Annotated in this window: 19 protein-coding genes; 13 read left to right on the top strand and 6 right to left on the bottom strand. The window is 72.8% G+C overall.

The genetic code is table 11. The features are described 5' to 3' along the window. Positions 1-19: 19 nt before the first annotated feature. On the bottom strand, positions 20-565 hold the full coding sequence (locus GGE06_RS42910) for an SMI1/KNR4 family protein (protein WP_246532850.1): 546 nt from the start codon (positions 563-565) through the stop codon (positions 20-22). 233 nt (positions 566-798) lie between these two features. On the opposite strand from GGE06_RS42910, the gene miaB reads away from it, so the two are divergent. Both miaB and GGE06_RS30690 read left to right on the top strand, forming a co-directional pair. Then, a complete protein-coding gene (gene miaB / locus GGE06_RS30695; protein WP_116158471.1) occupies positions 799-2,325 on the top strand; it encodes a tRNA (N6-isopentenyl adenosine(37)-C2)-methylthiotransferase MiaB in 1,527 nt (508 codons plus the stop codon). 126 nt (positions 2,326-2,451) lie between these two features. Further along, positions 2,452-3,156, top strand: a complete 705-nt coding sequence (locus tag GGE06_RS30690) for a class III extradiol ring-cleavage dioxygenase family protein (RefSeq protein WP_116158470.1) — start codon at positions 2,452-2,454, stop codon at positions 3,154-3,156. Positions 3,157-3,246: 90 nt separating this feature from the next. On the opposite strand, the gene GGE06_RS30685 is transcribed toward GGE06_RS30690, so the two are convergent. Then, positions 3,247-3,504: an antitoxin gene (locus GGE06_RS30685; protein WP_116158469.1), complete on the bottom strand. Its 258-nt coding sequence runs from the start codon at positions 3,502-3,504 to the stop codon at positions 3,247-3,249. Positions 3,505-3,585: 81 nt separating this feature from the next. Beyond that, positions 3,586-3,822 carry a gliding motility protein gene (locus GGE06_RS30680; protein ID WP_116158468.1) on the bottom strand — a complete coding sequence of 79 codons (237 nt, stop codon included), beginning with the start codon at positions 3,820-3,822 and terminating at the stop codon, positions 3,586-3,588. A 154-nt stretch (positions 3,823-3,976) separates the two neighbouring features. Here GGE06_RS30680 and miaA point away from each other — a divergent pair, with 154 nt between their 5' ends. The 6 genes from miaA to hflX all read left to right on the top strand — a co-directional run bounded on the left by miaA (position 3,977) and on the right by hflX (position 12,279). Continuing rightward, the gene (miaA, locus tag GGE06_RS30675; RefSeq protein WP_116158467.1) at positions 3,977-4,915 is read left to right on the top strand and encodes a tRNA (adenosine(37)-N6)-dimethylallyltransferase MiaA; all 939 of its coding nucleotides are present in this window, start codon (positions 3,977-3,979) and stop codon (positions 4,913-4,915) included. A gap of 108 nt (positions 4,916-5,023) precedes the next feature. Then, positions 5,024-5,536 carry a hypothetical protein gene (locus tag GGE06_RS30670; RefSeq protein WP_181924847.1) on the top strand — a complete coding sequence of 171 codons (513 nt, stop codon included), beginning with the start codon at positions 5,024-5,026 and terminating at the stop codon, positions 5,534-5,536. 218 nt (positions 5,537-5,754) lie between these two features. After that, positions 5,755-6,633 carry a diaminopimelate epimerase gene (gene dapF, locus GGE06_RS30665; protein ID WP_116158466.1) on the top strand — a complete coding sequence of 293 codons (879 nt, stop codon included), beginning with the start codon at positions 5,755-5,757 and terminating at the stop codon, positions 6,631-6,633. 175 nt (positions 6,634-6,808) lie between these two features. Further along, a complete protein-coding gene (locus tag GGE06_RS30660) occupies positions 6,809-8,947 on the top strand; it encodes a RelA/SpoT family protein (RefSeq protein ID WP_184932359.1) in 2,139 nt (712 codons plus the stop codon). A gap of 200 nt (positions 8,948-9,147) precedes the next feature. Beyond that, positions 9,148-10,638, top strand: a complete 1,491-nt coding sequence (locus tag GGE06_RS30655) for a M1 family metallopeptidase (protein ID WP_184932358.1) — start codon at positions 9,148-9,150, stop codon at positions 10,636-10,638. Positions 10,639-10,785: 147 nt separating this feature from the next. Continuing rightward, positions 10,786-12,279 carry a GTPase HflX gene (gene hflX, locus GGE06_RS30650; RefSeq protein WP_116158463.1) on the top strand — a complete coding sequence of 498 codons (1,494 nt, stop codon included), beginning with the start codon at positions 10,786-10,788 and terminating at the stop codon, positions 12,277-12,279. 110 nt (positions 12,280-12,389) lie between these two features. On the opposite strand, the gene GGE06_RS30645 is transcribed toward hflX, so the two are convergent. After that, the gene (locus GGE06_RS30645) at positions 12,390-13,553 is read right to left on the bottom strand and encodes a trypsin-like serine peptidase (protein WP_184932357.1); all 1,164 of its coding nucleotides are present in this window, start codon (positions 13,551-13,553) and stop codon (positions 12,390-12,392) included. Between the two features lie 177 nt (positions 13,554-13,730). Further along, the gene (locus GGE06_RS30640; RefSeq protein WP_184932356.1) at positions 13,731-14,903 is read right to left on the bottom strand and encodes a trypsin-like serine peptidase; all 1,173 of its coding nucleotides are present in this window, start codon (positions 14,901-14,903) and stop codon (positions 13,731-13,733) included. A gap of 336 nt (positions 14,904-15,239) precedes the next feature. Between GGE06_RS30640 and GGE06_RS30635 the strand changes: the two genes are divergently transcribed. The 5 genes from GGE06_RS30635 (at position 15,240) to GGE06_RS30615 (ending at position 23,482) form a co-directional block, all read left to right on the top strand. Beyond that, positions 15,240-16,733 (top strand): diaminobutyrate--2-oxoglutarate transaminase family protein, encoded by a 1,494-nt coding sequence (locus tag GGE06_RS30635; RefSeq protein ID WP_376773604.1) that lies wholly within the window; start codon positions 15,240-15,242, stop codon positions 16,731-16,733. A 192-nt stretch (positions 16,734-16,925) separates the two neighbouring features. Continuing rightward, positions 16,926-18,851, top strand: coding sequence for an IucA/IucC family protein (locus GGE06_RS30630; protein WP_184932392.1), 1,926 nt, complete (start codon positions 16,926-16,928; stop codon positions 18,849-18,851). Positions 18,852-18,913: 62 nt separating this feature from the next. Next, entirely contained in the window at positions 18,914-19,570 is a 657-nt protein-coding gene (locus GGE06_RS30625) for a GNAT family N-acetyltransferase (protein ID WP_184932355.1), read from the top strand. Positions 19,571-19,629: 59 nt separating this feature from the next. After that, positions 19,630-21,474 carry an IucA/IucC family protein gene (locus GGE06_RS30620; protein ID WP_184932354.1) on the top strand — a complete coding sequence of 615 codons (1,845 nt, stop codon included), beginning with the start codon at positions 19,630-19,632 and terminating at the stop codon, positions 21,472-21,474. Positions 21,475-21,511: 37 nt separating this feature from the next. Then, on the top strand, positions 21,512-23,482 hold the full coding sequence (locus tag GGE06_RS30615; RefSeq protein ID WP_184932353.1) for an ATP-dependent DNA helicase: 1,971 nt from the start codon (positions 21,512-21,514) through the stop codon (positions 23,480-23,482). Positions 23,483-23,555: 73 nt separating this feature from the next. Here the strand turns inward: GGE06_RS30615 and lexA are convergent, their stop codons facing one another. Then, positions 23,556-24,344: a transcriptional repressor LexA gene (gene lexA / locus GGE06_RS30610; RefSeq protein WP_116158457.1), complete on the bottom strand. Its 789-nt coding sequence runs from the start codon at positions 24,342-24,344 to the stop codon at positions 23,556-23,558. Between the last annotated feature and the right edge of the window lie 363 nt (positions 24,345-24,707).

The raw sequence follows: 24,707 nt of genomic DNA, 5'->3' as shown, positions 1-24,707 counted from the left end.
CCCGCAGATCAGCAGCCGATCACCTGACGTCGTCGCTCAGGCCCAGCACGCGCGGGTCGTGCCCGGGGAAATCCCCGGGCATGCCGCCCACCTCGACGGTGCGCCCGTAGACGCCCGCCAGGAACGCCACGGCACCGACCGGGAACTCCGACCAGTCGCCGTTGTCCCCGCGCACGACCACCGGCCACGCGTCCGGGTCGGCGGCCGGGCTCGTCCTCCAGTAGAACGCGTCCCCGGAACCGGACGACGCCCAGGCGATCAGACCGCCCGGCCGCGGGAAGGGGAGGTAGTCCCCGGTGTCGCCCATCTCGAACAGATCCTGGAGGACCTCGTCGTTCCCGGCCTCGGACGCCCACAGCGCCTCGGCGCCGGGCCGGGGAACCGACACCGTCAGGAAACCGTCGACGACCAGCACCGGATACGCCTCCGCCAGGGAACGGAAGTCCGAGGGCAGCGCCGTCCCGAGGCCCGCCTCCAGGGCGACCCAGTCCACGCCGCGCCCACCGGGCACGCGCCACGGAGTCATCGACGGGAGTACGGCCTCCAGCTCTTCCACGCTCACCATGCCGTCCGCCCCTCCGCGCCGTCGCCCGATCACGACGTCGCCGAACAGTACTGCTCCGGAACGCGGTCGCCCGATCTGATCCCCGCTTGCGCATGCCGAGCCCCCTCGCGATCGGCGACCGTCACGTCCGGAGCGCCACCGCCACCGGAGCCTTCGGCCGCGCGACCCGCGCCGGGGGACGGGGGCGGCAGCACCCGGGCCGTCGCCCCTCCGGAAGCACCTACCCTTGAGCCATGACCCTCAGCAGCGACCGGAGCCCGGCAGTGAACGTTCAAGGAACCAAGACCTACGAGATCCGCACCTACGGGTGCCAGATGAACGTCCACGACTCCGAGCGGCTCTCCGGTCTGCTGGAAGAGGCGGGTTACGTCCGGGCCCCCAAGGGCGCGGACGGCGACGCCGACGTCGTCGTCTTCAACACCTGCGCGGTCCGCGAGAACGCCGACAACAAGCTGTACGGCAACCTCGGCCGCCTCGCCCCGATGAAGACCACGCGCCCCGGCATGCAGATCGCCGTCGGCGGCTGTCTCGCCCAGAAGGACCGCGACACCATCGTCAAGAAGGCCCCCTGGGTCGACGTGGTGTTCGGCACGCACAACATCGGCAAGCTGCCGGTCCTCCTGGAGCGCGCCCGCGTCCAGGAGGAGGCGCAGATCGAGATCGCCGAGTCCCTGGAGGCCTTCCCCTCCACGCTGCCGACCCGCCGCGAGTCCGCGTACGCCGCCTGGGTGTCGATCTCCGTCGGCTGCAACAACACCTGCACGTTCTGTATCGTGCCCGCCCTGCGCGGCAAGGAGGAGGACCGCCGGCCCGGCGACATCCTCGCCGAGATCGAGGCCCTCGTCGCCGAGGGCGTCTCCGAGATCACCCTGCTCGGCCAGAACGTCAACGCGTACGGCTCCGACCTGGGCGACCGCGAGGCCTTCAGCAAGCTGCTGCGCGCCTGCGGGCAGATCGAGGGCCTGGAGCGCGTCCGCTTCACCTCCCCGCACCCCCGCGACTTCACGGACGACGTCATCGCGGCCATGGCCGAGACGCCGAACGTCATGCCGCAGCTGCACATGCCGCTCCAGTCCGGCTCGGACTCGATCCTCAAGGCCATGCGCCGCTCGTACCGGCAGGAGCGTTTCCTCGGCATCCTCGAGAAGGTCCGCGCGTCCATCCCGCACGCGGCCATCTCCACCGACATCATCGTGGGCTTCCCCGGCGAGACCGAGGAGGACTTCGAGCAGACGATGCACACCGTCCGCGAGGCCCGCTTCGCGAACGCGTTCACCTTCCAGTACTCCAAGCGCCCCGGAACCCCGGCGGCGACCATGGAGGGCCAGATCCCGAAGGAGGTCGTGCAGGCGCGCTACGAGCGCCTGGTCGCCCTCCAGGAGGAGATCTCCTGGGAGGAGAACAAGAAGCAGGTCGGCCGCACCCTGGAGGTCATGGTCGCGGAGGGCGAGGGCCGCAAGGACGGCGAGACCCACCGGCTCTCCGGCCGCGCCCCCGACAACCGGCTCGTCCACTTCACGAAGCCGGACGAGGACGTCCGTCCCGGCGACGTGGTGACCGTCGAGATCACGTACGCGGCGCCGCACCACCTCCTCGCCGAGGGCCCGACCACGGCCGTCCGCCGGACGCGGGCGGGCGACGCGTGGGAGAAGCGCACGACCGCCGCCCCGAAGCCGGCGGGCGTCATGCTGGGCCTCCCGCAGATCGGCGCCCCGGCCCCGCTCCCGCCCATGGACACCCCGGCCTGCGGCACCCACTGACCCGCACGCCCCGGGGCCCCGCTTCGTGCGGGCCCGTGCCCGCTGCCGTGTGGGCGATCGTCCCGCCCCAGCGGAACGATCGCCCACGACGAGAGGGCGCCGCGCCGGCGCAGTAGGCTGCGGATCATGCTTGTCGCCGCAGCCGTCTGCCCCAGCCCCCCGCTCCTCGTCCCCGAGGTCGCGACCGGTGCCGCACCCGAGCTGGACGCCGCGCGGGCGGCCTGTGCGGACGCCGTCGGGCTGCTCGCCGCCTCCCGCCCGGACCGGCTGTACGTCGTCGGGCCCGCCGAAGAGGGCGGTGTGTACCCGGCCGGTTCGGTGGGCTCCTTCGCCGGTTTCGGCGTCGACCTCTCCGTACAGCTGGGGGAGGGGCCACGCCCCGCCGGCCGCCCCCTCCCCACGCCCCTCGCCGTCGCCGCCTGGCTCCTCGCCCGAGCCGCCTGGGCCGACGCGCCGATCGAGGGCCGGGCCGTCGACGCGGCGGCGACGCCCGACGTCTGCGCGGGGATCGGCCGCGAGCTGGCGGGTTCCGCCGAGCGCGTCGCCCTCCTGGTGATGGGCGACGGCAGCGCCTGCCGGACCGTGAAGGCCCCCGGCTACCTGGACGAGCGTGCCGCCGGTTTCGACGCGGAGGCGGCCCGCGCCCTGGGGACGGCCGACACGACCGCGCTGCTCGCGCTGGACGCCGGGCTCGCGGCCGAGCTGAAGGCGGCGGGCCGCGCCCCCTGGCAGGTCCTCGCGGGCGCCGCCGAGGGCGCGGGGCTCGACGGCCGGCTGCTCTTCGAGGACGCCCCGTACGGCGTGGGGTACTTCGTCGCTGCCTGGTCGTAAGAGACAGGAACGACGAACGGCGGACGGCCGCGGAGCGCGAAGCTCCGCGGCCGTCCGCCGTGCGGAGGGACTGTCGGGTGACGTCGGTCGTCAGGCGGCCGGCGGCGGCGTGGCGCCACCGCTCCCGGGCGTGCCGTCGTCCTTGTGACCGATCCGGTCGATGGCGTCCTTCGCCTTGCCCGTACCGGACTGGATCTTGTCGCTGTACTTGCCCTTGGTCTTCTCGTCGACGAACTTTCCGGCCTTGTCCAGGCCGTGGTCGATCTTCTCGCCGTGCTGCTGCGCGAGGTCGGCGACCTTGTCCTTGGCCGGGGCGAGCTTGGCCTTCAGCGAATCCAGGAGACCCATGGGGCACCTTCCCTCCGCGGACCTCGGGGGTCCGTGTTCCGTGTCGTGCGTTCCGTGTGCTGCCCCCAGGACCCCGGGGGCCTACCTGCGGGCGCCGTCGCCCGCCTCGTTGTCGGCGGCGGCCTCGACCGACTGCTGCTTCGGGATCTCCACGGCCGCCTCGACGACCACCTCGACGTCCCCGGCACGGTCCGCGCCGTCCCCGGCACCGTCCGCCTCGTCCTCGGCCGGAGCCGTCAGGGCCTCGGCGGCGACGTCCGCCCCGGCGTCGGTCCCGGTCTCCTCCGGGGAGGTCTCCTGCTTCTTACGGCGAAACATTGCAAAAAAGCCCATATCCACTCCATAGCGTACTCGGACGGGAGCGGCTCCGAGCTGATCGACAGTCGGAACCTCGCAACGGGCAACGAAGCCGGGGGAGGCCCGTCACGTAGCTCGTTCGGGGGCCGGTCCCGAGGTTTGCGAGACTGGGACGGTGAGAAGCGCAGCTCCCGCCCCGCGGGTCATCGCCGTCGTCGGCCCCACGGCAGCCGGAAAGTCCGATCTGGGTGTATTCCTGGCCCAGCAGCTCGGCGGCGAGGTCGTCAACGCCGACTCGATGCAGCTCTACCGGGGGATGGACATCGGGACCGCCAAGCTGACGCCCGAGGAGCGCGGCGGCATCCCGCACCACCTCCTCGACATCTGGGACGTGACGGAGGCCGCCAGCGTCGCCGAGTACCAGCGGCTCGCGCGCGCCGAGATCGACCGTCTCCTCGCCGCCGGCCGCACCCCGGTCCTCGTCGGCGGTTCCGGGCTCTACGTACGGGGGGCCGTCGACGCCCTGGAGTTCCCCGGCACCGACCCCGCCGTCCGGGCCCGCCTGGAGGCCGAGCTGGAGGAGCGCGGCTCCGGCGTCCTGCACGCCCGACTCGCCGACGCCGACCCGGAGGCGGCCCGCGCGATCCTGCCCAGCAACGGCCGCCGCATCGTCCGGGCCCTCGAGGTGATCGAGATCACCGGCAAGCCCTTCACCGCCAACCTCCCGGGCCCCGACTCCGTCTACGACACCGTCCAGATCGGCGTCGACGTGGCCCGCCCCGAGCTCGACGAGCGGATCGCCACGCGCGTGGACCGGATGTGGGAGGCCGGTCTCGTCGACGAGGTACGCGACCTGGAGGCGCGGGGGCTGCGCGAGGGACGCACGGCGGCCCGCGCCCTCGGCTACCAGCAGGTCCTCGCGGCGCTCGCGGGGGAGTGCACCGAGGACGAGGCGCGCGCGGAGACCGTGCGGGCCACCAAGCGCTTCGCGCGCCGCCAGGACTCGTGGTTCCGCCGGGACCCGCGGGTGCACTGGCTCAGCGGAGCCGCCGATCACCGCGGGGAACTCCCGCGGGAGGCGCTGTCGTTGGTCGAACGAGCGGTTACAGCCTGATCACGTGATGGCATCGGGACGCACTGCCCGTCATTTCGGCGGTCATGAGCGTGCCATCATCGAGCATCGATCGACCAAGTGAAGTCCGAGTGGGGAGGGCGCGTGGCGATGGAGGCCGGCCCTCGCGACAGAGAACAGCACGAGGCGGCCCTGGGTGACCCGACGGCGGATCCGTCGGTCGACACGCCGGGCCACCCGACGGACGACGCACCCGTCGCGGCCCCGGGGCTGACCCCGGACGGTCCCGACGACGCCGTGGGCACGGCCGTCGAGGTCGACACCGACGAGGTCGAGGTCGAGCTGCGCCCCCAGCGCCGGCTGCGGATCTGGCAGCTCGCCCCGATCGTGGGCCTGGCCGCCGTCGGCTCGCTGATGTTCGCCTTCCCGCTCGCGTTCGGCTCGGGGGACGGCGGCGCCGTCGTCGCCATGCTCGGACTGCTGATCAGCTCCTGCGCGGCGGGCTGGGGCATGATGGCCGCCCGCAAGGTCGGCTACACCTGGCCGGGACTCCCGCAGCGCGGCTCGGGCGAACGCCCCGACTGGCGCGTCCTCGCCCTGTACCTGACGACGATCGCGGCCCTGGTGGCCCTGGCCGTCTGGCGCGTGGCGCGCCTGCGCTGAACCGCGGGACCCGCACGGGCGCATGCGCGCCCTGCCTGCAGGCGCCTCCGCCCGTACGTGCCTTCGCCCGTACGGAGCCCCTCGCCCCGTACGAAGCCCGGCCCGGTCCCGGGCGGGCGTGGGCCGGGAGCGGAGGGGGCCGGGGGCGCCCGGTCCGGCGGGGCCCGGGCCGTGGACAGGTGGGTCGGGTGTCGGGGGTGGCACGTACAGTTGATCGTGTGACCAGCACGCAGACCTCGCCGCTCCCCTTCCTCAAGGGCCACGGCACCGAGAACGACTTCGTGATCGTCCCCGACGCGGAGAACGCCGTCGACCTGCCGCCCGCCGTCGTCGCGCGGCTCTGCGACCGGCGGGCCGGCATCGGGGGCGACGGGCTGCTGCACGTCGTGCGCAGCGCCGCCCACCCCGACGCCCGCCACCTGGCCGACGAGGCCGAGTGGTTCATGGACTACCGCAACGCCGACGGCTCGGTCGCCGAGATGTGCGGGAACGGCGTCCGGGTCTTCGCCCGCTACCTGGAGCACGCGGGGCACGTCACCGCGGGCGAGGTCGCGGTCGCCACCCGGGGCGGCGTCAAGTACGTCCACCTCGACAAGGACGGCTCCGTCACCGTCGCCATGGGCCGCGCCGTGCTCCCCGAGGACGGCGTCACCGTCACCGTCGACGGCCGCAGCTGGCCCGCCCGCAACGTGAACATGGGCAACCCGCACGCGGTCGCCTTCGTCGAGGACCTCGCCCACGCCGGGACCCTGTACGACGAGCCGCCGTACGAGCCGGCCGCCGTGTACCCGGACGGCGTGAACATCGAGTTCGTCGTCGACCGCGGCCCCCGCCACGTCGCCATGCGCGTCCACGAGCGCGGCGCGTCCGAGACCCGCTCCTGCGGCACCGGCGCCTGCGCCGTCGCCGTCGCCACCGCCCGCCGGGACGGCGTCGACCCCGCCGAGAGCGGCACCCCCGTCACGTACACCGTCGACGTGCTCGGCGGCACCCTGGTCATCACCGAGCACCCCGACGGCCGGATCGACATGACGGGACCCGCGGTCATCGTCGCCGAGGGCACCGTCGACCCGGAGTGGCTCCAGCCGGCTTCGTGATCGCCCGCGAGGGAATCGAAACTGTCAACGACTCGTTTATCGCTCGAATGGGTGATCCGATTCACGCTGAGCGAGAGCGTGACTGCGCCACGTGGTGGGGTCGGTAGCATCAAGCACCGGCCCCCCGGGCACATCTGGCCCGCCCACCGCCGGTCCATGTTGCCGGAGGTGCCCCATGAGCGCAGAGGCCACCAACCCCGAGGCCGCCCCCACCGACGTGACCGTCCGCAGACGCGGACGCGCCCGGATCGACCTGCGCCGCCTCGGCCGCGCCGCCCTGCTGAACGCCACCGCGGGACCGGCACCCCGTGACCGCCTGCCCGACGCCATCAGCCATGTGGCGGAGGCGCACCGCGCCCACCATCCCGAGGCCGACCTGACGGTGCTCGGCCGGGCGTACGTCCTCGCCGAGTCCTCGCACCGCGGCCAGTTCCGCAAGAGCGGCGAGCCCTACATCACCCATCCGCTCGCCGTCACCCTCATCCTCGCCGAACTCGGCGCGGAGACCACCACCCTGACCGCCTCCCTCCTCCACGACACCGTCGAGGACACCGAGGTGACGCTCGACCAGGTGCGCCGCGAGTTCGGCGACGAGGTCGCCTACCTCGTCGACGGCGTCACCAAGGTCGAGAAGATCGACTACGGCGCCGCGGCCGAGCCCGAGACCTTCCGCAAGATGCTCGTCGCCACCGGCAGCGACGTCCGGGTCATGTCGATCAAGCTCGCCGACCGCCTCCACAACATGCGCACCCTCGGCGTGATGCGCCCCGAGAAACAGGCCAGGATCGCCAAGGTCACCCGTGACGTCCTCATCCCGCTCGCCGAGCGCCTCGGAGTCCAGGCCCTCAAGACCGAGCTGGAAGACCTCGTCTTCGCGATCCTCCACCCCGAGGAGTGCGAGACCACCCGCGCGCTCATCGCCGACAACCCCGGCGCCGACGACGCGCTCGGCGCCGTCGCCGAACAGGTCACCGCCGTCCTGCGCGAAGCCGGCATCGGCGCGGAAGTCCTCGTCCGGCCCCGGCACTTCGTCTCCGTCCACCGGGCCCGCCTCAAGCGCGGCGAGCTGCGCGGCTGCGACTTCGGCCGGCTCCTCGTCCTCGTCGCCGAGGACGCCGACTGCTACGCGGTCCTCGGCGAGCTCCACACCTGCTTCACCCCGGTGATCTCCGAGTTCAAGGACTTCATCGCCGCCCCCAAGTTCAACCTCTACCAGTCCCTGCACACCGCGATCGCCGCCCCCGACGGCGCCGTCGCCGAGGTCCTCATCCGGACCCACCGGATGCACAAGGTCGCCGAGGCCGGAGTCGTCGCCCTCGGCAACCCCCACGTCGGCCAGGAGTCGGACACCGCAGGCTCGCAGGCCGACGACGGCGAGCGCGTCGACCCCACCCGCCCCGGCTGGCTCTCCCGCCTCCTCGACTGGCAGCAGTCCGCCCCCGACCCCGACACCTTCTGGACCTCGCTCCGCGCCGACCTCGCCGAGGACGACGAGATCACCGTCTTCCGCGCCGACGGCAGCGCCCCCGGCACGATCAGCCTCCCCGCCGGCGCCAGCTGCGTCGACGCCGCGTACGCCCAGCACGGCGAGGCCGCCCACACCTGCCTCGGCGCCCGCGTCAACGGCCGCCTCGCCCCGCTCAGCACCGTCCTCGGCGACGGCGACACCGTCCAGCTGCTGCTCGCCCAGGACGCCGTGTCCGGGCCGTCCCCGGAGTGGCTCGACCACGCCCGCACCCCCGCCGCCCGGATCGCGATCACCGGCTGGCTCCGCGCTCACCCCGAGAGCGCCGCGCCGCCCGCCCCCACCGACCCGCGCCCCCAGGTCAGCGTCCCCGCCGACCGCCGCTCCGGCGCCGAGCTCCACGCCGACCTGGACGGCGAGCAGCCCGCGGCCGTCCGCCCCGCGGGCTGCTGCACCCCCGTACCGCCCGACGAGATCACCGGCTTCCGCGTCCGCGGCGGATCGGTCACCGTCCACCGCGCCCGCTGCTCGGCCGTCGACGCCATGCGCGGCCTCGGCCGCGAACCCGTCACCGTCCGCTGGGGCGACACCCCGCAGGGCAGGGTCACCCTCGTCGCCGAGTCCTTCGGACGGCCCGGACTGCTCGCCGACCTCACCGAGGCCATCGCCACCTTCGGCGCCGCCGTCGTCTCGGCGAACGTCGAGCCGCCCAGCGAGCAGCGGGTCCGCCACACGTACACCCTCCACCTCCCCGACGTGACCGGCCTCGCCGCGCTCATGCGCGCCATGCGGGACGTGCCGGGGGTGTACGACGTCAGCCGCGCCCACCCGTCGCGGGGCGTGAGCTGAGCACGCCCCTCCTCCGGACGCCCGCCGTTCCCGCGGCCTGAGCGGAGGACCCCCCTTCCCCGGATGCCCGCCGTTCCCGCGTCCTGAGCCGGCGACCGGCCCCGGGTGTCCCCCTTCGGGTGGCCGGTGCGCGCGCCGCCCCCGCGCACGGCGGCCGCACTGGTAGCCGTAGGGCCATTCCTCCGGAAAGGCCCTGGCCCATGCCGCTCGTCCGAACGCCCCTGCCCCGCGCGCGGTGGCTCCGCTCCGCCGTCCTGGTCGCCGCCTCGGCCGGGCTCGTCGCCGCCGCGCTGCCCGCCCCCGCGCCGCTCGGCATCGGGGACCCGCTCTTCCCCCACCTCGGCAACCCCGGTTACGACGTCCTCGCGTACACGCTCGACCTCACCTATCCCGGGGCCAACACCAAGCCCCTCGCCGCCGTCACCCGCATCGACGCGCGCGCCACCGAGGAGCTGGAGCGGCTCAACCTCGACTTCACCCACGGCACGGTCTCCGCCGTCACCGTCGACGGCCTGCCCGCCCGGTACGAGAGCAGCGGCGAGGACCTGGTCGTCACCCCCGTCGTGCCGATCGACGCGGGCGAGGAGGTCGAGATCACCGTCACCCACACCAGCGACCCCACCGGTCCCGCCGCCACCGGCGGCTGGGTCCGCACCGGCGACGGCCTCGCCATGGCCAACCAGGCCGACGCCGCCCACCGGGTCTTCCCCTCCAACGACCACCCGTCCGACAAGGCCTGGTTCACCTTCCGGATCACCGCCCCCAGCGAGCTCACCGTCGTCGCCAACGGCCTCCCCGAGGGCCGCGTCGACCACGGCGCCACCACCACCTGGACGTACCGCAGCCGGCACCCCATGGCCACCGAGCTCGCCCAGGTCTCCATCGGCCGCTCCACCGTCGTCCACCGCGAGGGCCCCCACGGGCTGCCCGTACGGGACGTCGTCGCCACCGCCGACCGGCAGCTCATGGAGCCCTGGCTGCGCCGCACCCCCGGCCACCTGGAGTGGATGGAGCGGCAGGTCGGCCCGTACCCCTTCGAGACGTACGGCGTGCTCATCGCCGACGCGGACACCGGCTTCGAGCTGGAGACCCAGACCCTCTCGCTCTTCGAACGCGGCATCTTCACCGAGCCCGCCTACCCCGAGTGGTACGTCGACTCCGTCATGGTCCACGAGCTGGCCCACCAGTGGTTCGGCGACAGCGTCTCGCCCCGCACCTGGTCCGACCTGTGGCTCAACGAGGGACACGCCAGCTGGTACGAGGCGCTGTACGCCGAGGAGACCGCCGGCAAGTCGCTGGAGCGCCGCATGAAGGCCGCGTACGCCGCCTCCGACGGGTGGCGGGCCGACGGCGGCCCCCCGGCCGCCCCGGAACCCCCGACGCCCGACCACAAGATCAGCCTCTTCCGGCCCGTCGTGTACGACGGCAGCGCCCTCGTCCTCTACGCGCTCCGCCAGGAGATCGGCACCGAGCCCTTCAGGACCCTGGAGCGCCGCTGGGTCGCCGAGCACCGGGACGGGACCGCCACCACCGCCGACTTCGTCGCACTCGCCGGCGAGGTTGCCGGACGCGACCTCACCGCCTTCCTCCACGGCTGGCTGTACGAGGCGAAGACCCCGGCGATGCCCGGGCACCCGGACTGGCGCAGCCGCCCCGCCGGGGCACCGAAGACCGCGGCGAAACCCGGGTGAGGGACGCGCCGAAACCCGGGTGACGTGCCGTGTGGGGCCGTGACACCATCTTCAGGTCGGCGACGCGGCCGCGGACGGGAATCTTCCGGCATCCGCAGGCGTTGTGACCGGCACAGACACATATCTCCTCATCGACGTTAGGACCCAATGACCTCCTCTTCTTCCCCTTCCCAGGACGAGCAGAGCTTCGCGGAGACGAGCCGTACCGAGAGCCTTCGGGCCGATGCCCTGATGGAAGAGGACGTCGCCTGGAGCCACGAGATCGACGGAGAGCGGGACGGCGACCAGTTCGACCGCTCCGAGCGTGCGGCGCTGCGCCGTGTCGCGGGCCTCTCCACCGAGCTCGAGGACGTCACCGAGGTCGAGTACCGCCAGCTGCGCCTGGAGCGCGTCGTGCTGGTCGGTGTCTGGACCTCCGGGACGGTGCAGGACGCGGAGAACTCCCTCGCGGAGCTCGCCGCCCTCGCCGAGACGGCCGGCGCCCTCGTGCTCGACGGCGTGATCCAGCGCCGCGACAAGCCGGACCCGGCCACCTTCATCGGCTCGGGCAAGGCGCGCGAGCTGCGCGACATCGTGCTCGAGACCGGTGCCGACACCGTCGTCTGCGACGGTGAGCTCAGCCCCGGCCAGCTCATCGCCCTCGAAGACGTCGTCAAGGTGAAGGTGGTCGACCGGACCGCCCTCATCCTCGACATCTTCGCCCAGCACGCCAAGTCCCGAGAGGGCAAGGCGCAGGTCGCACTCGCGCAGATGCAGTACATGCTGCCGCGACTGCGCGGCTGGGGTCAGTCGCTCTCCCGTCAGATGGGTGGCGGCGGTGGCGGCGGCATGGCCACCCGTGGCCCCGGTGAGACCAAGATCGAGACCGACCGGCGCCGCATCCGCGAGAAGATGGCGAAGATGCGCCGGGAGATCGCGGAGATGAAGACCGGCCGCGACATCAAGCGGCAGGAGCGCCGTCGCAACAAGGTGCCGTCGGTCGCCATCGCCGGATACACCAACGCCGGCAAGTCCTCCCTGCTCAACCGCCTCACCGGCGCGGGCGTCCTCGTGGAGAACGCGCTGTTCGCCACCCTCGACCCGACGGTCCGCCGGGCCGAGACGCCCACCGGCCGGATCTACACCCTGGCCGACACCGTCGGCTTCGTCCGGCACCTGCCGCACCACCTGGTCGAGGCGTTCCGCTCCACCATGGAGGAGGTCGGCGAGTCCGACCTCATCCTGCACGTGGTGGACGGCTCGCACCCCGCCCCGGAGGAGCAGCTGGCCGCCGTGCGCGAGGTCTTCCGCGACGTCGGCGCGGTGAACGTGCCGGAGATCGTCGTCGTCAACAAGGCCGACGCGGCCGACCCGCTGGTCCTCCAGCGCCTGCTGCGGATGGAGAAGCACTCCATCGTGGTCTCGGCCCGCTCGGGCCAGGGCATCGACGAGCTGCTCGCGCTCATCGACCGTGAGCTGCCGCGCCCGGAGGTCGAGCTGGAGGTCCTCGTGCCGTACACGCAGGGCGGTCTCGTCTCGCGGGTGCACGCCGAGGGCGAGGTGGACTCCGAGGAGCACACCCCGGAGGGCACCCTGCTCAAGGCCCGGGTGCACGAGGAACTGGCGGCGCTGCTCGCGCCGTACGTCCCGGCCGCGCACTGACGAACGGCGAAGGCGCCGGGCTCCCCCCTCTCGGGAGGAGCCCGGCGCCTTCTGCTGTCCACCGCTCTGCTGTCCACCGCTCTCGGCGGGTCAGCCCGCGGCTCGGGGTGTCAGCCCGCGAACTTCTTGCTGACCATCTCGTGCACGGCCTGGGCGCCACGGCCGAGCTGCGGGCCGGCGAGCCAGCCGTTGCTGCCGGCCGGGCCGATCGAGGTGTTCGACACGAGCGCCGTCTTGCCGTTGGGCAGGACACGGAACCAGCCGCCGCCCGAGGAGCCGCCGGTCATCGTGCACCCGATGCGGTACATCGTCGGCGTGGCCGGAGCCGTGGTGAGGCGCGTCGGCCGGTCGAGGCACTTGTGCATGATCATGCCGTTGTACGGCGGCGCCGCCGGGTAGCCCCAGGCGCCCATCGTCCCGGCCTGCGCGGCCGACGGCGCGGAGAAGTCGACCGGCAGGGCGACGCCGACGGTCTCCTCCAGGGACTTCCCGCCGCGCTCCGGCTGCACGTGCAGCACGGCGTAGTCGTACGGCCAGGCCTGGTTGGTGCCGCCCGCGTTGATCCACTCGCCCGAGGTCACGGCCCAGTCGGCCCAGAACTGGCCGTACGGGTAGACCTCCTGCGGCTGCGCGTTCTCCAGCGCGGCGGGGGACTTGCCCAGGTCGTTGAAGGCCGGGACGAAGGCGATGTTGCGGTACCAGCCGCCCTTCTGGCCGGCGTGCACGCAGTGGCCGGCCGTCCAGACCAGGTTCGACTTCCCGGGGTGGCGCGGGTCCTTCACGATGGTGCCGGAGCAGACCATCGAGCCCTCGGGCGAGTCGAAGAAGATCTTGCCGACCGGGGCCGCGTTGCGGTGGTACGGCGTCTTCTCGCGCTGGGCCTGGACGGGGCGGGGCGTCGGGTCGGTGCCGCCGGTGCCCGCCTGCGCGGTGATCGTCTGGTCCGGGCTCTTCGCCGACTGCATGCGCGCCGGGTCCCAGAGGCCGTCGATCACCGGGTTGACGAAGTCCTCGGCCTCACGGAGCCAGGTGTCCTTGTCCCAGTTCTTCCACTCGCCGTTCTTCCACTTGTCCAGGTCGACGCCGTGCTTCTTCAGCTTGTCGGCGAGGTCCTTGGTGAGGTCGGCGCCGCCCTTGCCGGCGTCGGCGGAGCTGCTCGCCCCGGCGGCCGGCGTGCCGTCGGCCGGGGTCTCGGTGGGGCCGCAGGCCGTGGCGGTCAGCGCGAGCGCGGTGACCATGCCGAGGACGGCGGGTATGAGTCGTACAGAACGCATGAAGGTGATCCCCGTTGGTGTTGCCCGGTGTTCCCATGGGCACGCGCCGGCATGAAGGAGTGCCGCCAGGGACGCGTGTTGCCATGGACGTGTCATGAGTGGTGCACAGTATGCCGGTCGGGCCGGACATGGGGGGAGGCGGGACCCCCGAGGGCCCCGCCTCCGTGCTCAATGCCCCTACTGGCCTGCGTACTTCTTGCTGACCTCGTCGTAGACGGCCTTGGCCTCCGGACCGAGGCGCGGACCCGCGAGCCAGCCCGCCGTCGACGGGCCGATCGAGGTGTTCGACACCAGCGCCGGCTTGCCGTCGTGGCCCTGGGCGACCCAGCCGCCGCCGGACGAACCACCGGTCATCGTGCAGCCGATCCGGTACATCGTCGGCTGCTCGGCCTTCAGGGACAGCCGGCCCGGCTTGTCCGTGCACTGGAACATCTTCTGGCCGTCGAACGGCGGCGCCGCCGGGAAACCGGTCGCCGTCAGGCTCGCGATCTTCGGCACGGCGGGGGCGTTGAACTCCACCGGGAGCGCCGAACCGACCGTCTCCTCCAGGGACTTGCCCGAGGAGCCCTTCTCCGGGGTCACCTTGATGACCGCGAAGTCGTAGGGAGCACCGGCACCGCCGGTGGACGCGCCCTCGGCGATCCACTGGTCGGAGGTCTTGACCCAGTCGGCCCACCACACGCCGTACGGGGCGATCTGCTCCCGCGTGGCCTTCTCCAGGTCCGAGGTCGCCATCGCCGAGTCGTTGTACGACGGGACGAAGGCGATGTTGCGGTACCAGCCGCCCTGCTTGCCCTTGTGCACGCAGTGGCCGGCCGTCCAGACCAGGTTGGACTTGCCCGGGTGCGCCGGGTCCTTCACGACCGTGGCCGAGCAGACCATCGAGCCCTCGGGGCTGTCGAAGAAGACCTTGCCGGACTCGGGGGCGTTGTCGTGGTACTTCGCCGCCACGGCCTTCGCCTTCACCGGGGCCGGAGTCGGGTCGGTGACACCCTTGTCGCCCGAGATGTCCTCCTCCTCGACCGGCTTGTCGGGGCGCTCGGCCTCGCGCATCCGGTCCGGGTCCCAGAGGTCCTCGATGATCGGGTTGACGAAGTCCTTGGCCTCACGCAACCACTTGTCGCGGTCCCAGTTCTTCCAGTCGCCGTTCCGCCACTTGTCGAGATCGATCCCGTGTTCCTTCAGGCGGTTCTTCAGGTCCTCCGGAATCTTGATCTTGCCCGGGTCCAGGCTCGCGGGCGCGGAGGGCGTACCCCCCGCGTTCTCCTCGCTCGGACCGCAGGCCGTGACGGTGAGCGTCAGCGCCGCGACGGCGGAAGCCGCCATCAGCAGCGGACGAATCGATCGCATTCGTGATCCCCCTGGGACTACGTCAACTTGTGGAACGTGTGCAGCTCATGCATGCGCGAACAGCGGCCGGGCCCTCGCGGACACGACCGACGGCCCCCACTATGCCGGTGCCGGAGGGGACGGTACGCGCCCCGTCGGCGGTTCCGTGCATGGTTCAGCCGTTGCCGTGCCGTGATCCGGGACACGCCAAGTTCCTGCCTTTCGGCCCGTGATCCCCGGCAGTTCCCGTCGTTGGTACGTACGGGGGACACAACGGTGGCGTTCAGGGCGGCCCTTGCGACGGCTCCACGACGCCCCGATGTGCAACGCAACTGTTACAGCGGGAGGACACGAGCCGTGGCCGTGACCGAATCAGCTCCGGCCGCACCACCGGCCACGCACACCCAGACCCGGCCGACGGACCAGGGGGCGGAGCAAGCGACGGGCCAGGGGACAGGGCAGGAGAGAGGCCAGGGGGGCGAGCACGAAGGCATCCTGCGTCGCCAGTCCCAGCGCGAGTCCGCCGCGCGCACCTACGCCCGCTCCCTGCCGATCGTCCCCGTACGGGCCCGGGGGCTGACCATCGAGGGCGCCGACGGCCGCCGCTACCTCGACTGCCTGTCCGGCGCGGGGACCCTCGCCCTCGGCCACAACCACCCCGTGGTCCTGGAAGCCATCAGGAAGGTCCTCGACTCGGGAGCCCCCCTCCACGTCCTCGACCTCGCCACCCCCCTCAAGGACGCCTTCACCTCCGAACTGTTCGCCACCCTCCCCGGCGCGCTCGCCGACGACGCCCGCATCCAGTTCTGCGGACCGGCGGGCACGGACGCCGTAGAGGCGGCCCTCAAGCTCGTCCGGACGGCCACCGGCCGGAGCGGACTCCTCGCCTTCACCGGCGCCTACCACGGCATGACGGCCGGAGCCCTCGACGCCTCCGGAGGCGCGGCCGACGTCCGCGTCACCCGGCTGCCCTACCCGCAGCGGTACCGCTGCCCCTTCGGTGCCGGCGGCGAGCGCGGCGCCGAACTCTCGGCCCGCTGGACCGAGAACCTCCTCGACGACCCCAAGAGCGGCGTCACCACACCCGCCGGAATGATCCTCGAAGCCGTCCAGGGCGAGGGCGGGGTCATCCCCGCCCCCGACGACTGGATGCGCCGGATGCGCCGGATCACCGCCGACCGGTCCATCCCCCTGGTCGTCGACGAGGTCCAGACCGGCGTCGGCCGCACCGGCGCCTTCTGGGCCGTCGAGCACAGCGGCGTCGTGCCCGACGTGATGGTCCTCTCCAAAGCCATCGGCGGCTCCCTCCCGCTCGCGGTCATCGTCTACCGGTCGGAACTCGACGTCTGGGAACCCGGAGCCCACGCCGGCACCTTCCGCGGCAACCAACTCGCCATGGCCGCCGGCACCGCCACCCTCGCCTACGTCCGCGAGAACAAGCTCGCCGAACGGGCCGGCACCCTCGGCGCCCGTATCCTCGGCCGGCTCCAGGGACTCGCCGCCGCCCACCCCTGCGTCGGCGACGTCCGCGGCCGGGGCCTGATGATCGGCGTCGAACTCGTCGACCCCGACGCGGCCGGACCGGACGACTCCGTCCCGCCCCCCGCCCCCGCCCTGGCCCTGGCCGTCCAACAGGAGTGCCTCGCCCGCGGCCTCATCGTCGAACTCGGCGGCCGCCACTCCGCGGTGGTCCGGCTCCTGCCCCCGCTCACCCTCACCGACGAGCAGGCCACCGCAGTCCTGGACCGCTTCGCCGACGCCCTGGCCGCGGCCGAACGGGCCCACACCCCCCACCTGCCCGCCTCCCGCCGGGCCACGGCCCCCCGGAACGCCTCCGGCCCGTCCCTCTGACCCCGGACCGCCCCGGCCCCCACCCCCAAGGAAGCCCCCGTGAACCCCACCCCCACCTCCCCGACCCCCACCACCGACCGCCCCCACACCATCCCCCTCCCCGAATCCCCGCTCGACACGGAGGTCCTCAACGCGGAGGCCCTCAACAGGGAGGCCCTCAACAGGGAGGGCTTCCACGCGGATCCCCTCCTGCTGGAGCCCCTCCACCCGGAGCCCCTCCACCCGGCGCCCCTCCACCCGGCGCCCCTCCGTGCCGCGGCCCTTCGCGCCGAGGTCCTCCACCCCGAGGTCGTTCATCCCGAGGCCCTCCACCCCGAGGCCCCTCCCTCCGAGGAGCCGACCGTCCCGCGCCAGCACACCGGGCCGTTCGAGCCGCGGTCCCCGCGCCCGGCCGCCACCCCCGACCCCCTGGACGACCCCGACCCCCAGCGCGCCGCCGACGCCGCCGCCGTCGAGAACCTCCTCCGCTGCTGGGTCCGGGAGAAGAACCTGCCCGCCCCCGGATCCGCCCCCCTGCGCATCCCCCTCGACGCCAGCGGCACCGCCCTCCTCGTCCCCGTCCGCTACTGGTCGCCCACCGGCTGGCACCGCTTCGGCGCGCCCCTCCTCGAAGGGCTCCCGGCCTCGGCGCCGGCCGCCGACGCCGTCACGGTGGCCGCCCTGCTCAGCCGGGAGACCGGCCGCTCCGAAGGCGCCGATCTCGTCGGCCGCGTCGCCGACTCCGCCCGCCGCACCGCCGACTTCCTGGCCGAGCGCCGCCGCCGGCCCGAGCCCCACCCGGACGCCGACCTCTTCCTCGCCGCCGAACAGTCCCTGCTGCTCGGCCACCCGCTCCACCCCACCCCCAAGAGCCGCGAAGGACTCTCCGAGGCCGAGGGCCGGCTCTACTCACCCGAACTCCACGGCTCGTTCCCCCTCCACTGGATCGCGGTCGACCGCGCCCTCCTCGCCTCCGACTCCGCCTGGACCGAACAGGGCCGGCCCGTCAGCGCCGAACAACTCGCCTCCGGTCTCGCCGAAGGCCTCACCCTCCCCACCGGAACCGCACCACTGCCCCTGCACCCCTGGCAGGCCCGCGAACTCCTGCACCGCTCCGACGTCCGCGCTCTCCTCGACGCGGGCCTCCTCCACGACCTCGGCCTCCACGGCAGCCCCTGGCACCCCACCTCCTCCGTCCGCACCGTGCACCGCCCGGGCGCCCGGGCCATGCTCAAGCTCTCCCTCGGCCTGCGCATCACCAACTCCCGCCGCGAGAACCTCCGCAAGGAACTCCACCGCGGCGTCGAGGTCCACCGGCTGCTCCGCACCGGCCTCGTCGACGAGTGGCAGGCCGCCCACCCGAGCTTCGACATCGTCCGCGACCCCGCCTGGCTCGCCGTGGACGCCCCGGACGGCACCTCCGTCCCCGGCCTCGACGTCATGATCCGCCACAACCCCTTCGGTCACGGCGACGACGCCGTCTGCATCGCCTCCCTCACCGCTCCCCGCCCGTGGCCCGGAGCCACCACGATGCGCTCCCGGCTCGCCGACGTCATCGGACGGCTCTCCGCCCGCACCGGCCGCCCCACGGCCGCCGTCGCCGCCGAGTGGTTCCTCCGCTACCTCGACCAGGTCGTCCGCCCCGTCCTCTGGCTCGACGGCCACGCCGGCATCGCCCTGGAGGCCCACCAGCAGAACACCCTGGTGCTCCTGGATCCGGACGGCTGGCCGGTCGGCGGCCGGTACCGCGACAACCAGGGCTACTACTTCCGCGAGTCCCACCGCGGCGAGCTGGAGAGCCGCCTCCCCGGCATCGGCGCCGACAGCGACACGTTCGTCTCCGACCAGGTCACCGACGAGCGCTTCGCCTACTACCTCGGCATCAACAACGTCCTCGGTCTGATCGGCGCCTTCGGCGCCCAGCACCTCGCCGACGAACGCGTCCTGCTCGCCGCCTTCCGCAGCTTCCTCACCTCCGCCACCGGCCTCGGCTCACCCCTTCCCCACCGGCTCCTGGAAGCCGCGACCCTGCGCAGCAAGGCCAACCTCCTCACCCGTCTGCACGGCCTGGACGAGCTCGTCGGGCCCGTCGACACCCAGTCCGTCTACGTCACCGTCACCAACCCCCTCCGTACCTGAACCCGCCGGCGCCGTCCCACGCCCGCCCGACCACATCCCACCGCCGAGAGGAGAGCGACACCGTGTCACCCACCCGCCCACCGGCCGATCCGCCCGGGGACGACACCCTGGACCTGAGGGTCGACGACCTCGTCGCCCTCCTCGACGGCGATCTCCTCGACTCCGTCGCCGCCTGGGGACCCGCCGAGACCCCCGTGGGCTCCTTCCAGCTCGTACCCGTGCGACTCGAACGGGATCTGCCGCTGCTCGCCCGGTGGATGAACGCCCCCGCCGTCGCCGCCTTCTGGGAGCTCGCCGGCCCCGACACCGTCACCGCCGAGCACGTCCGCGCCCAACTCGAGGGCGACGGCCGCAGTGTCCCCTGCCTCGGCGTCCTCGACGGCACGCCCATGAGCTACTTCGAGATCTACCGCGCCGATCTCGACCCGCTCGCCCGGTACTACCCGGCGCGTCCCCACGACACGGGTATCCACCTGCTGATCGGAGGCGTCACGGACCGGGGCCGGGGCGTCGGCACCACGCTGCTGCGCGCCGTCGCCGATCTGGTGCTGGACCACCGTCCCCGCTGTACCCGCGTCGTTGCCGAACCCGACATCCTCAACACCCCCTCCGTCTCCGCGTTCCTCAGTGGCGGCTTCCGCTACGCGGCGGAAGCCGACCTCCCCGACAAAAGAGCCGCGCTCATGATCCGAGACCGGGCTCTTCGTCACGTTCTGTGATCACCCCTGCCTTGTAAACGCCGCTCCACCCACAGCGGTTCCCACTCCGAGGAGTCCTCGTGTCGACGTCCCCTGCACCTCACGACTCCGCACGACCCGCCCCCGCCGCCCCGGCTCCCGTCACCGAAGCCGATGCGGCTCCCGTGCTGCTCGCACCCCCCGAGCTGAACGCCACGGCCTGGGCGCGGGCGTCCTCCCGGCTCCTCGCCAAGGCCCTCTCCGAGTTCGCCTACGAGGAGATCGTCGAACCCGTCCCCACGGACGACGGCGAGTCCGACCGGTACGCACTGCGCCTCGACGACGGCACCACGCTCACCTTCCGTGCCCGCCGCGGCGCCTACGGCAGCTGGCACATCACCGCCGGCTCGATCACCCACGAGGGCCGGCCCCTCACCGACCCCTTCGACTTCCTGGTCCGCGCCCGCCGCCTCCTCCGGCTCGACGGCGCCACCCTCGGCCACCTGATCCGCGAGCTCTCCGCCACCCTGGCCGCCGACGTCCGCCTCGATCACACCGCACTCACCGCCGACCGGCTGGCCGACCTCTCCTACGCGGAACTGGAAGGCCACCAGACCGGCCACCCCTGGCTGGTCCTCAACAAGGGCCGCATCGGCTTCTCCGCCACCGACGCCGCCCGCTGGACCCCCGAGGCGCGCCGCCCGACCCGGCTGCCGTGGATCGCCGTCAGCAACCGCATCGCCGCCTACCGGGGCGTGGCCGGCCTGGAGACCCCCGACCGCCTCTACGCCCGAGAGCTCGACCCCGAGGTCCACGCAGCCTTCCGCGCCGCGCTGACCGCCCGAGGCCACGAGCCCGACGACTACTTCCTGCTGCCCGTCCATCCCTGGCAGTGGGACGAGGTCCTGCTCCCGCTCTACGCCCCGGCCGTCGCCGCCGGGACCGTCGTCCCGCTTCCAGCCGACGACGATCTTCGCCTGCCGCAGCAGTCCGTCCGTACCTTCCTCAACACCAGCCGCCCCGACCGGCACACCGTCAAGCTGCCGCTGTCGGTGCTCAACACCCTGGTCTGGCGCGGACTGCCCACCGAGCGGACCCTCGCCGCGCCCGCCGTGACCGCCTGGGTCCACGGCCTGCGCGACGCCGACCCGTTCCTCCGGGACGAGTGCCGGGTGGTCCTCCTCGGCGAGGTCGCCTCCGTCACGGTCGAGCACCCCCTGTACGACCGGCTGCCCGAAGTCCCGTACCAGTACAAGGAACTGCTCGGCGCGATCTGGCGCGAACCGCTGAGGCTGCCCCCGGGCGAGCGGGCCCGTACCCTCGCCTCCCTCCTCCACACCGACCCGGAAGGCCGGGCGTTCGTCGCCGAGCTCGTCGAGCGCTCCGGGCTTGCCCCCGCTGTCTGGCTCCAGCACCTCTTCACCGCTCTGCTCCCCCCGCTGCTGCATTTCCTCTACCGGTACGGCACGGTCTTCTCGCCCCACGGCGAGAACGCGATCGTCGTGTACGACGGCGACGACGTCCCGGTCCGGCTGGCGATCAAGGACTTCGTCGACGATGTGAACATCAGTGCCCACCCGCTTCCCGAACACGCCACCCTTGCGGATGACGTCCGTGACGTCCTGTTGACGGAGGCGCCCGGATTCCTGATCCAGTTCATCCACTCGGGGCTCTTCGTCGGCGTCTTCCGCTACCTGGCACCGCTCTGCGAGGACCAACTCGGGGTGTCCGAGGAGGATTTCTGGGGCCTCGTCCGGGCGGAGATCCTGCGGCACCAGTCACGCTTCCCGGAGCTGAAGGAACGGTTCGAGCTCTTCGACCTCCTGACCCCGCGCATCGAGCGGCTCTGCCTCAACCGCAACCGTCTGCACCTGGACGGCTACCGGGACCGGCCCGAGCGCCCGCACGCGGCCGTCCACGGGACCGTCCGCAATCCGCTCGCGTGACCCGGCTGTCAGTCCCGCCCCGTAGGGTGGGAGCGCTATGACGAAGCCATCCCTCCCCGACCTCCTCCACGCCGCCGTCTCAGCCGTCGGCGGCACGGAGCGGCCCGGCCAGGTCACCATGGCCGAGGCCGTGGCCGAGGCCATCGACGACAACTCCCACCTCCTCGTCCAGGCCGGCACCGGCACGGGCAAGTCGCTCGGCTACCTCGTGCCGGCGCTGGCCCAGGGCGAGCGGGTGGTGGTGGCCACGGCCACCCTGGCGCTCCAGCGCCAGCTCGTCGAGCGCGACCTTCCCCGGACGGTCGAGGCGCTGCACCCGCAGCTGCGCCGCCGCCCGCAGTTCGCCATGCTCAAGGGCCGGTCGAACTACCTCTGTCTGCACCGGCTCCACGAAGGGGTCCCGCAGGACGAGGAAGAGGGCCTCTTCGATCCGTTCGAGGCGGCCGCTCCGTCGAGCAAGCTGGGCCAGGACCTGCTGCGGCTGCGGGACTGGTCGGACGAGACGGAGACCGGGGACCGGGACGACCTGACGCCGGGCGTCTCCGACAAGGCCTGGGCGCAGGTCTCGGTCTCCTCCCGCGAGTGCCTCGGCGCGAGCAAGTGCGCGTACGGGCCGGAGTGCTTCGCCGAGGCGGCACGCGAGCGCGCCAAGCTCGCGGACGTCGTCGTCACCAACCACGCACTGCTCGCCATCGACGCCATCGAGGGCGCCCCGGTGCTCCCGCAGCACGAGGTGCTGATCGTCGACGAGGCCCATGAGCTGGTCTCCCGGGTCACGGGTGTCGCCACCGGCGAGCTCACCCCGGGCCAGGTCAACCGTGCCGTGCGCCGGGCCGCCAAGCTCGTCGACGAGAAGACGGCCGACCAGCTGCAGACCGCGGCGGAGGGCTTCGAGCGGGTCATGGAGCTGGCACTGCCGGGCCGCCTGGAGGAGATCCCGGAGGACCTGGCGTACGCCTTGATGGCGCTGCGGGACGCGGCCCGCGCCGTGATCACGGCCCTGGGCAACACCCGGGACCGGTCCGTGCAGGACGAGGACGCGGTGCGCAAGCAGGCCATGGCCTCCGTGGAGACCGTGCACGGTGTTGCGGAGCGGATCACCCACGGTTCCGAGTACGACGTCGTCTGGTACGAGCGCCACGACCGGTTCGGGGCCTCGCTGCGGGTCGCGCCGCTGACCGTCTCGGGCCTGCTCAGGGAGAAGCTCTTCACGGAGCGGTCCGTGGTGCTCGCCTCGGCCACGCTCAAGCTGGGTGGCGACTTCAACGGCGTCGGCGCGTCGCTCGGACTGGCCCCCGAGGGCACCGAGGGCGACGACCTGCCCGTCTGGAAGGGCATCGACGTCGGCTCCCCGTTCGACTATCCGAAGCAGGGCATCCTGTACGTCGCCAAGCACCTCTCGAAGCCCGCGCGTGACGGGCAGCGGGGCGACATGCTCGACGAGCTCACCGAACTGATGCAGGCCGCCGGCGGGCGGACCCTCGGTCTCTTCTCCTCCATGCGCGCCGCGCAGCAGGCGGCGGAGGAGCTGCGGAGCCGGGTCCCGGAGCTGCCGATCCTGCTCCAGGGCGAGGACACCCTGGGCGAGCTGATCAAGAACTTCGCGGCCGACCCGAAGACCTGTCTCTTCGGCACGCTCTCGCTCTGGCAGGGCGTGGACGTCCCGGGGCCGAGCTGTCAGCTGGTCGTGATGGACAAGATCCCGTTCCCGCGGCCGGACGACCCGCTGATGAGCGCCCGGCAGAAGGCCGTCGAGGAGGCCGGGGGGAACGGTTTCATGGCGGTCGCGGCGACCCATGCGGCCCTGCTGATGGCCCAGGGCGCCGGCCGGCTGGTGCGGGCGACCGGCGACCGGGGTGTCGTGGCGGTCCTGGATCCCCGGCTGGCCACTGCGCGCTACGGCAGCTATCTGAAGGCCTCGCTGCCCGATTTCTGGTACACCACGGACCGCAACCAGGTCCGGAAGTCCCTCGCGGCCATCGACGCCGCCTCGAAGGCGGCCGACTAGTGGGTCGGGACACGGCAGGGCCCCGAGACCGGCGCAGTGGGTCCCGGGGCCCGGTCAGAGCCGGCGGGGAGCATCACACCCGCCGCAGCACCGCCACGACCTTGCCGAGGATGGTGGCCTCGTCGCCGGGGATGGGCTGGTACGCCGCGTTGTGCGGGAGCAGCCAGACGTGGCCGTCCTCGCGCTTGAAGCGCTTGACGGTGGCCTCGCCGTCGAGCATCGCGGCGACGATGTCGCCGTTCTCCGCGACGGGCTGACGGCGGACGGTGACCCAGTCGCCGTCACAGATGGCGGCCTCGATCATCGAGTCGCCGACGACCTTCAGGACGAACAGCTCGCCGTCGCCGACCAGCTGCCGGGGGAGGGGGAAGACGTCCTCGACGGACTCCTCGGCCAGGATCGGGCCACCGGCCGCGATGCGGCCGACCAGCGGCACGTAGGACGCGGCCGGCTTGCCGGTGGTGTCCGTCGGCTGGGTGCTCGGCTGGTCGGAGCCGCGGACCTCGTAGGCGCGGGGCCGGTGCGGGTCGCGGCGGAGGAAGCCCTTGCGCTCCAGCGCCATGAGCTGGTGCGCCACCGAGGAGGTGCTGGAGAGGCCGACCGCCTGCCCGATCTCGCGCATCGACGGCGGGTAGCCGCGCCGCTGGACCGAGTCGCGGATGACTTCGATGACCCTGCGCTGCCGGTCGGTGAGTCCGGAGCTGTCGGCGCGGATGCCTGGAGGTCGTCCGGGGAGGGCGCGGGCGGGTCGCCCGGGCTCCTCGCCGTTCATGCTTGCGTCAGTCATGGCGTGCACCGGCTCGAGTCGGCCCTGGGAGCGGTCCTGGGCGGTGATGGTGGCACTGTCTGCGGTGGTGGTCACGTCGTCGGCCCCTCTCGAATGGTCTCCCTCGCTGGCACAACGGTAGTGGCTTTCGAAAGGTTGCGCCAAACACACGTTCGAGTGAAAATTCGCAGATTGCCTTACGCGCGTATGTGCGGGGGTGTATGAGCGGGTTCACGTCGCCGCCCCAAATCGGTCGTTACGGTAGCCTTCGCCGCTGGGGCGCGAGTGATCGGCGCACCGCTCAGTGTCGCATCCGGAGGGCCGGATCCCAGGGAGTGCCCGGGCCGCGACACGCGGAGGGGGCGGAAATGCCCCTAACCCAAGATCTAGTGGTTGGATGGCATCCGCCACCCAGGGGTAGTGGTCCCCGGTCTGCCGGGGGTGCTCGCATCGCCTATG

The organism is Streptomyces nymphaeiformis, from assembly GCF_014203895.1.
GTDB lineage: Bacteria > Actinomycetota > Actinomycetes > Streptomycetales > Streptomycetaceae > Streptomyces > Streptomyces nymphaeiformis.
Note: the sequence above shows the minus strand (reverse complement) of the source record. Positions and strands in the feature narration are given on the sequence as shown.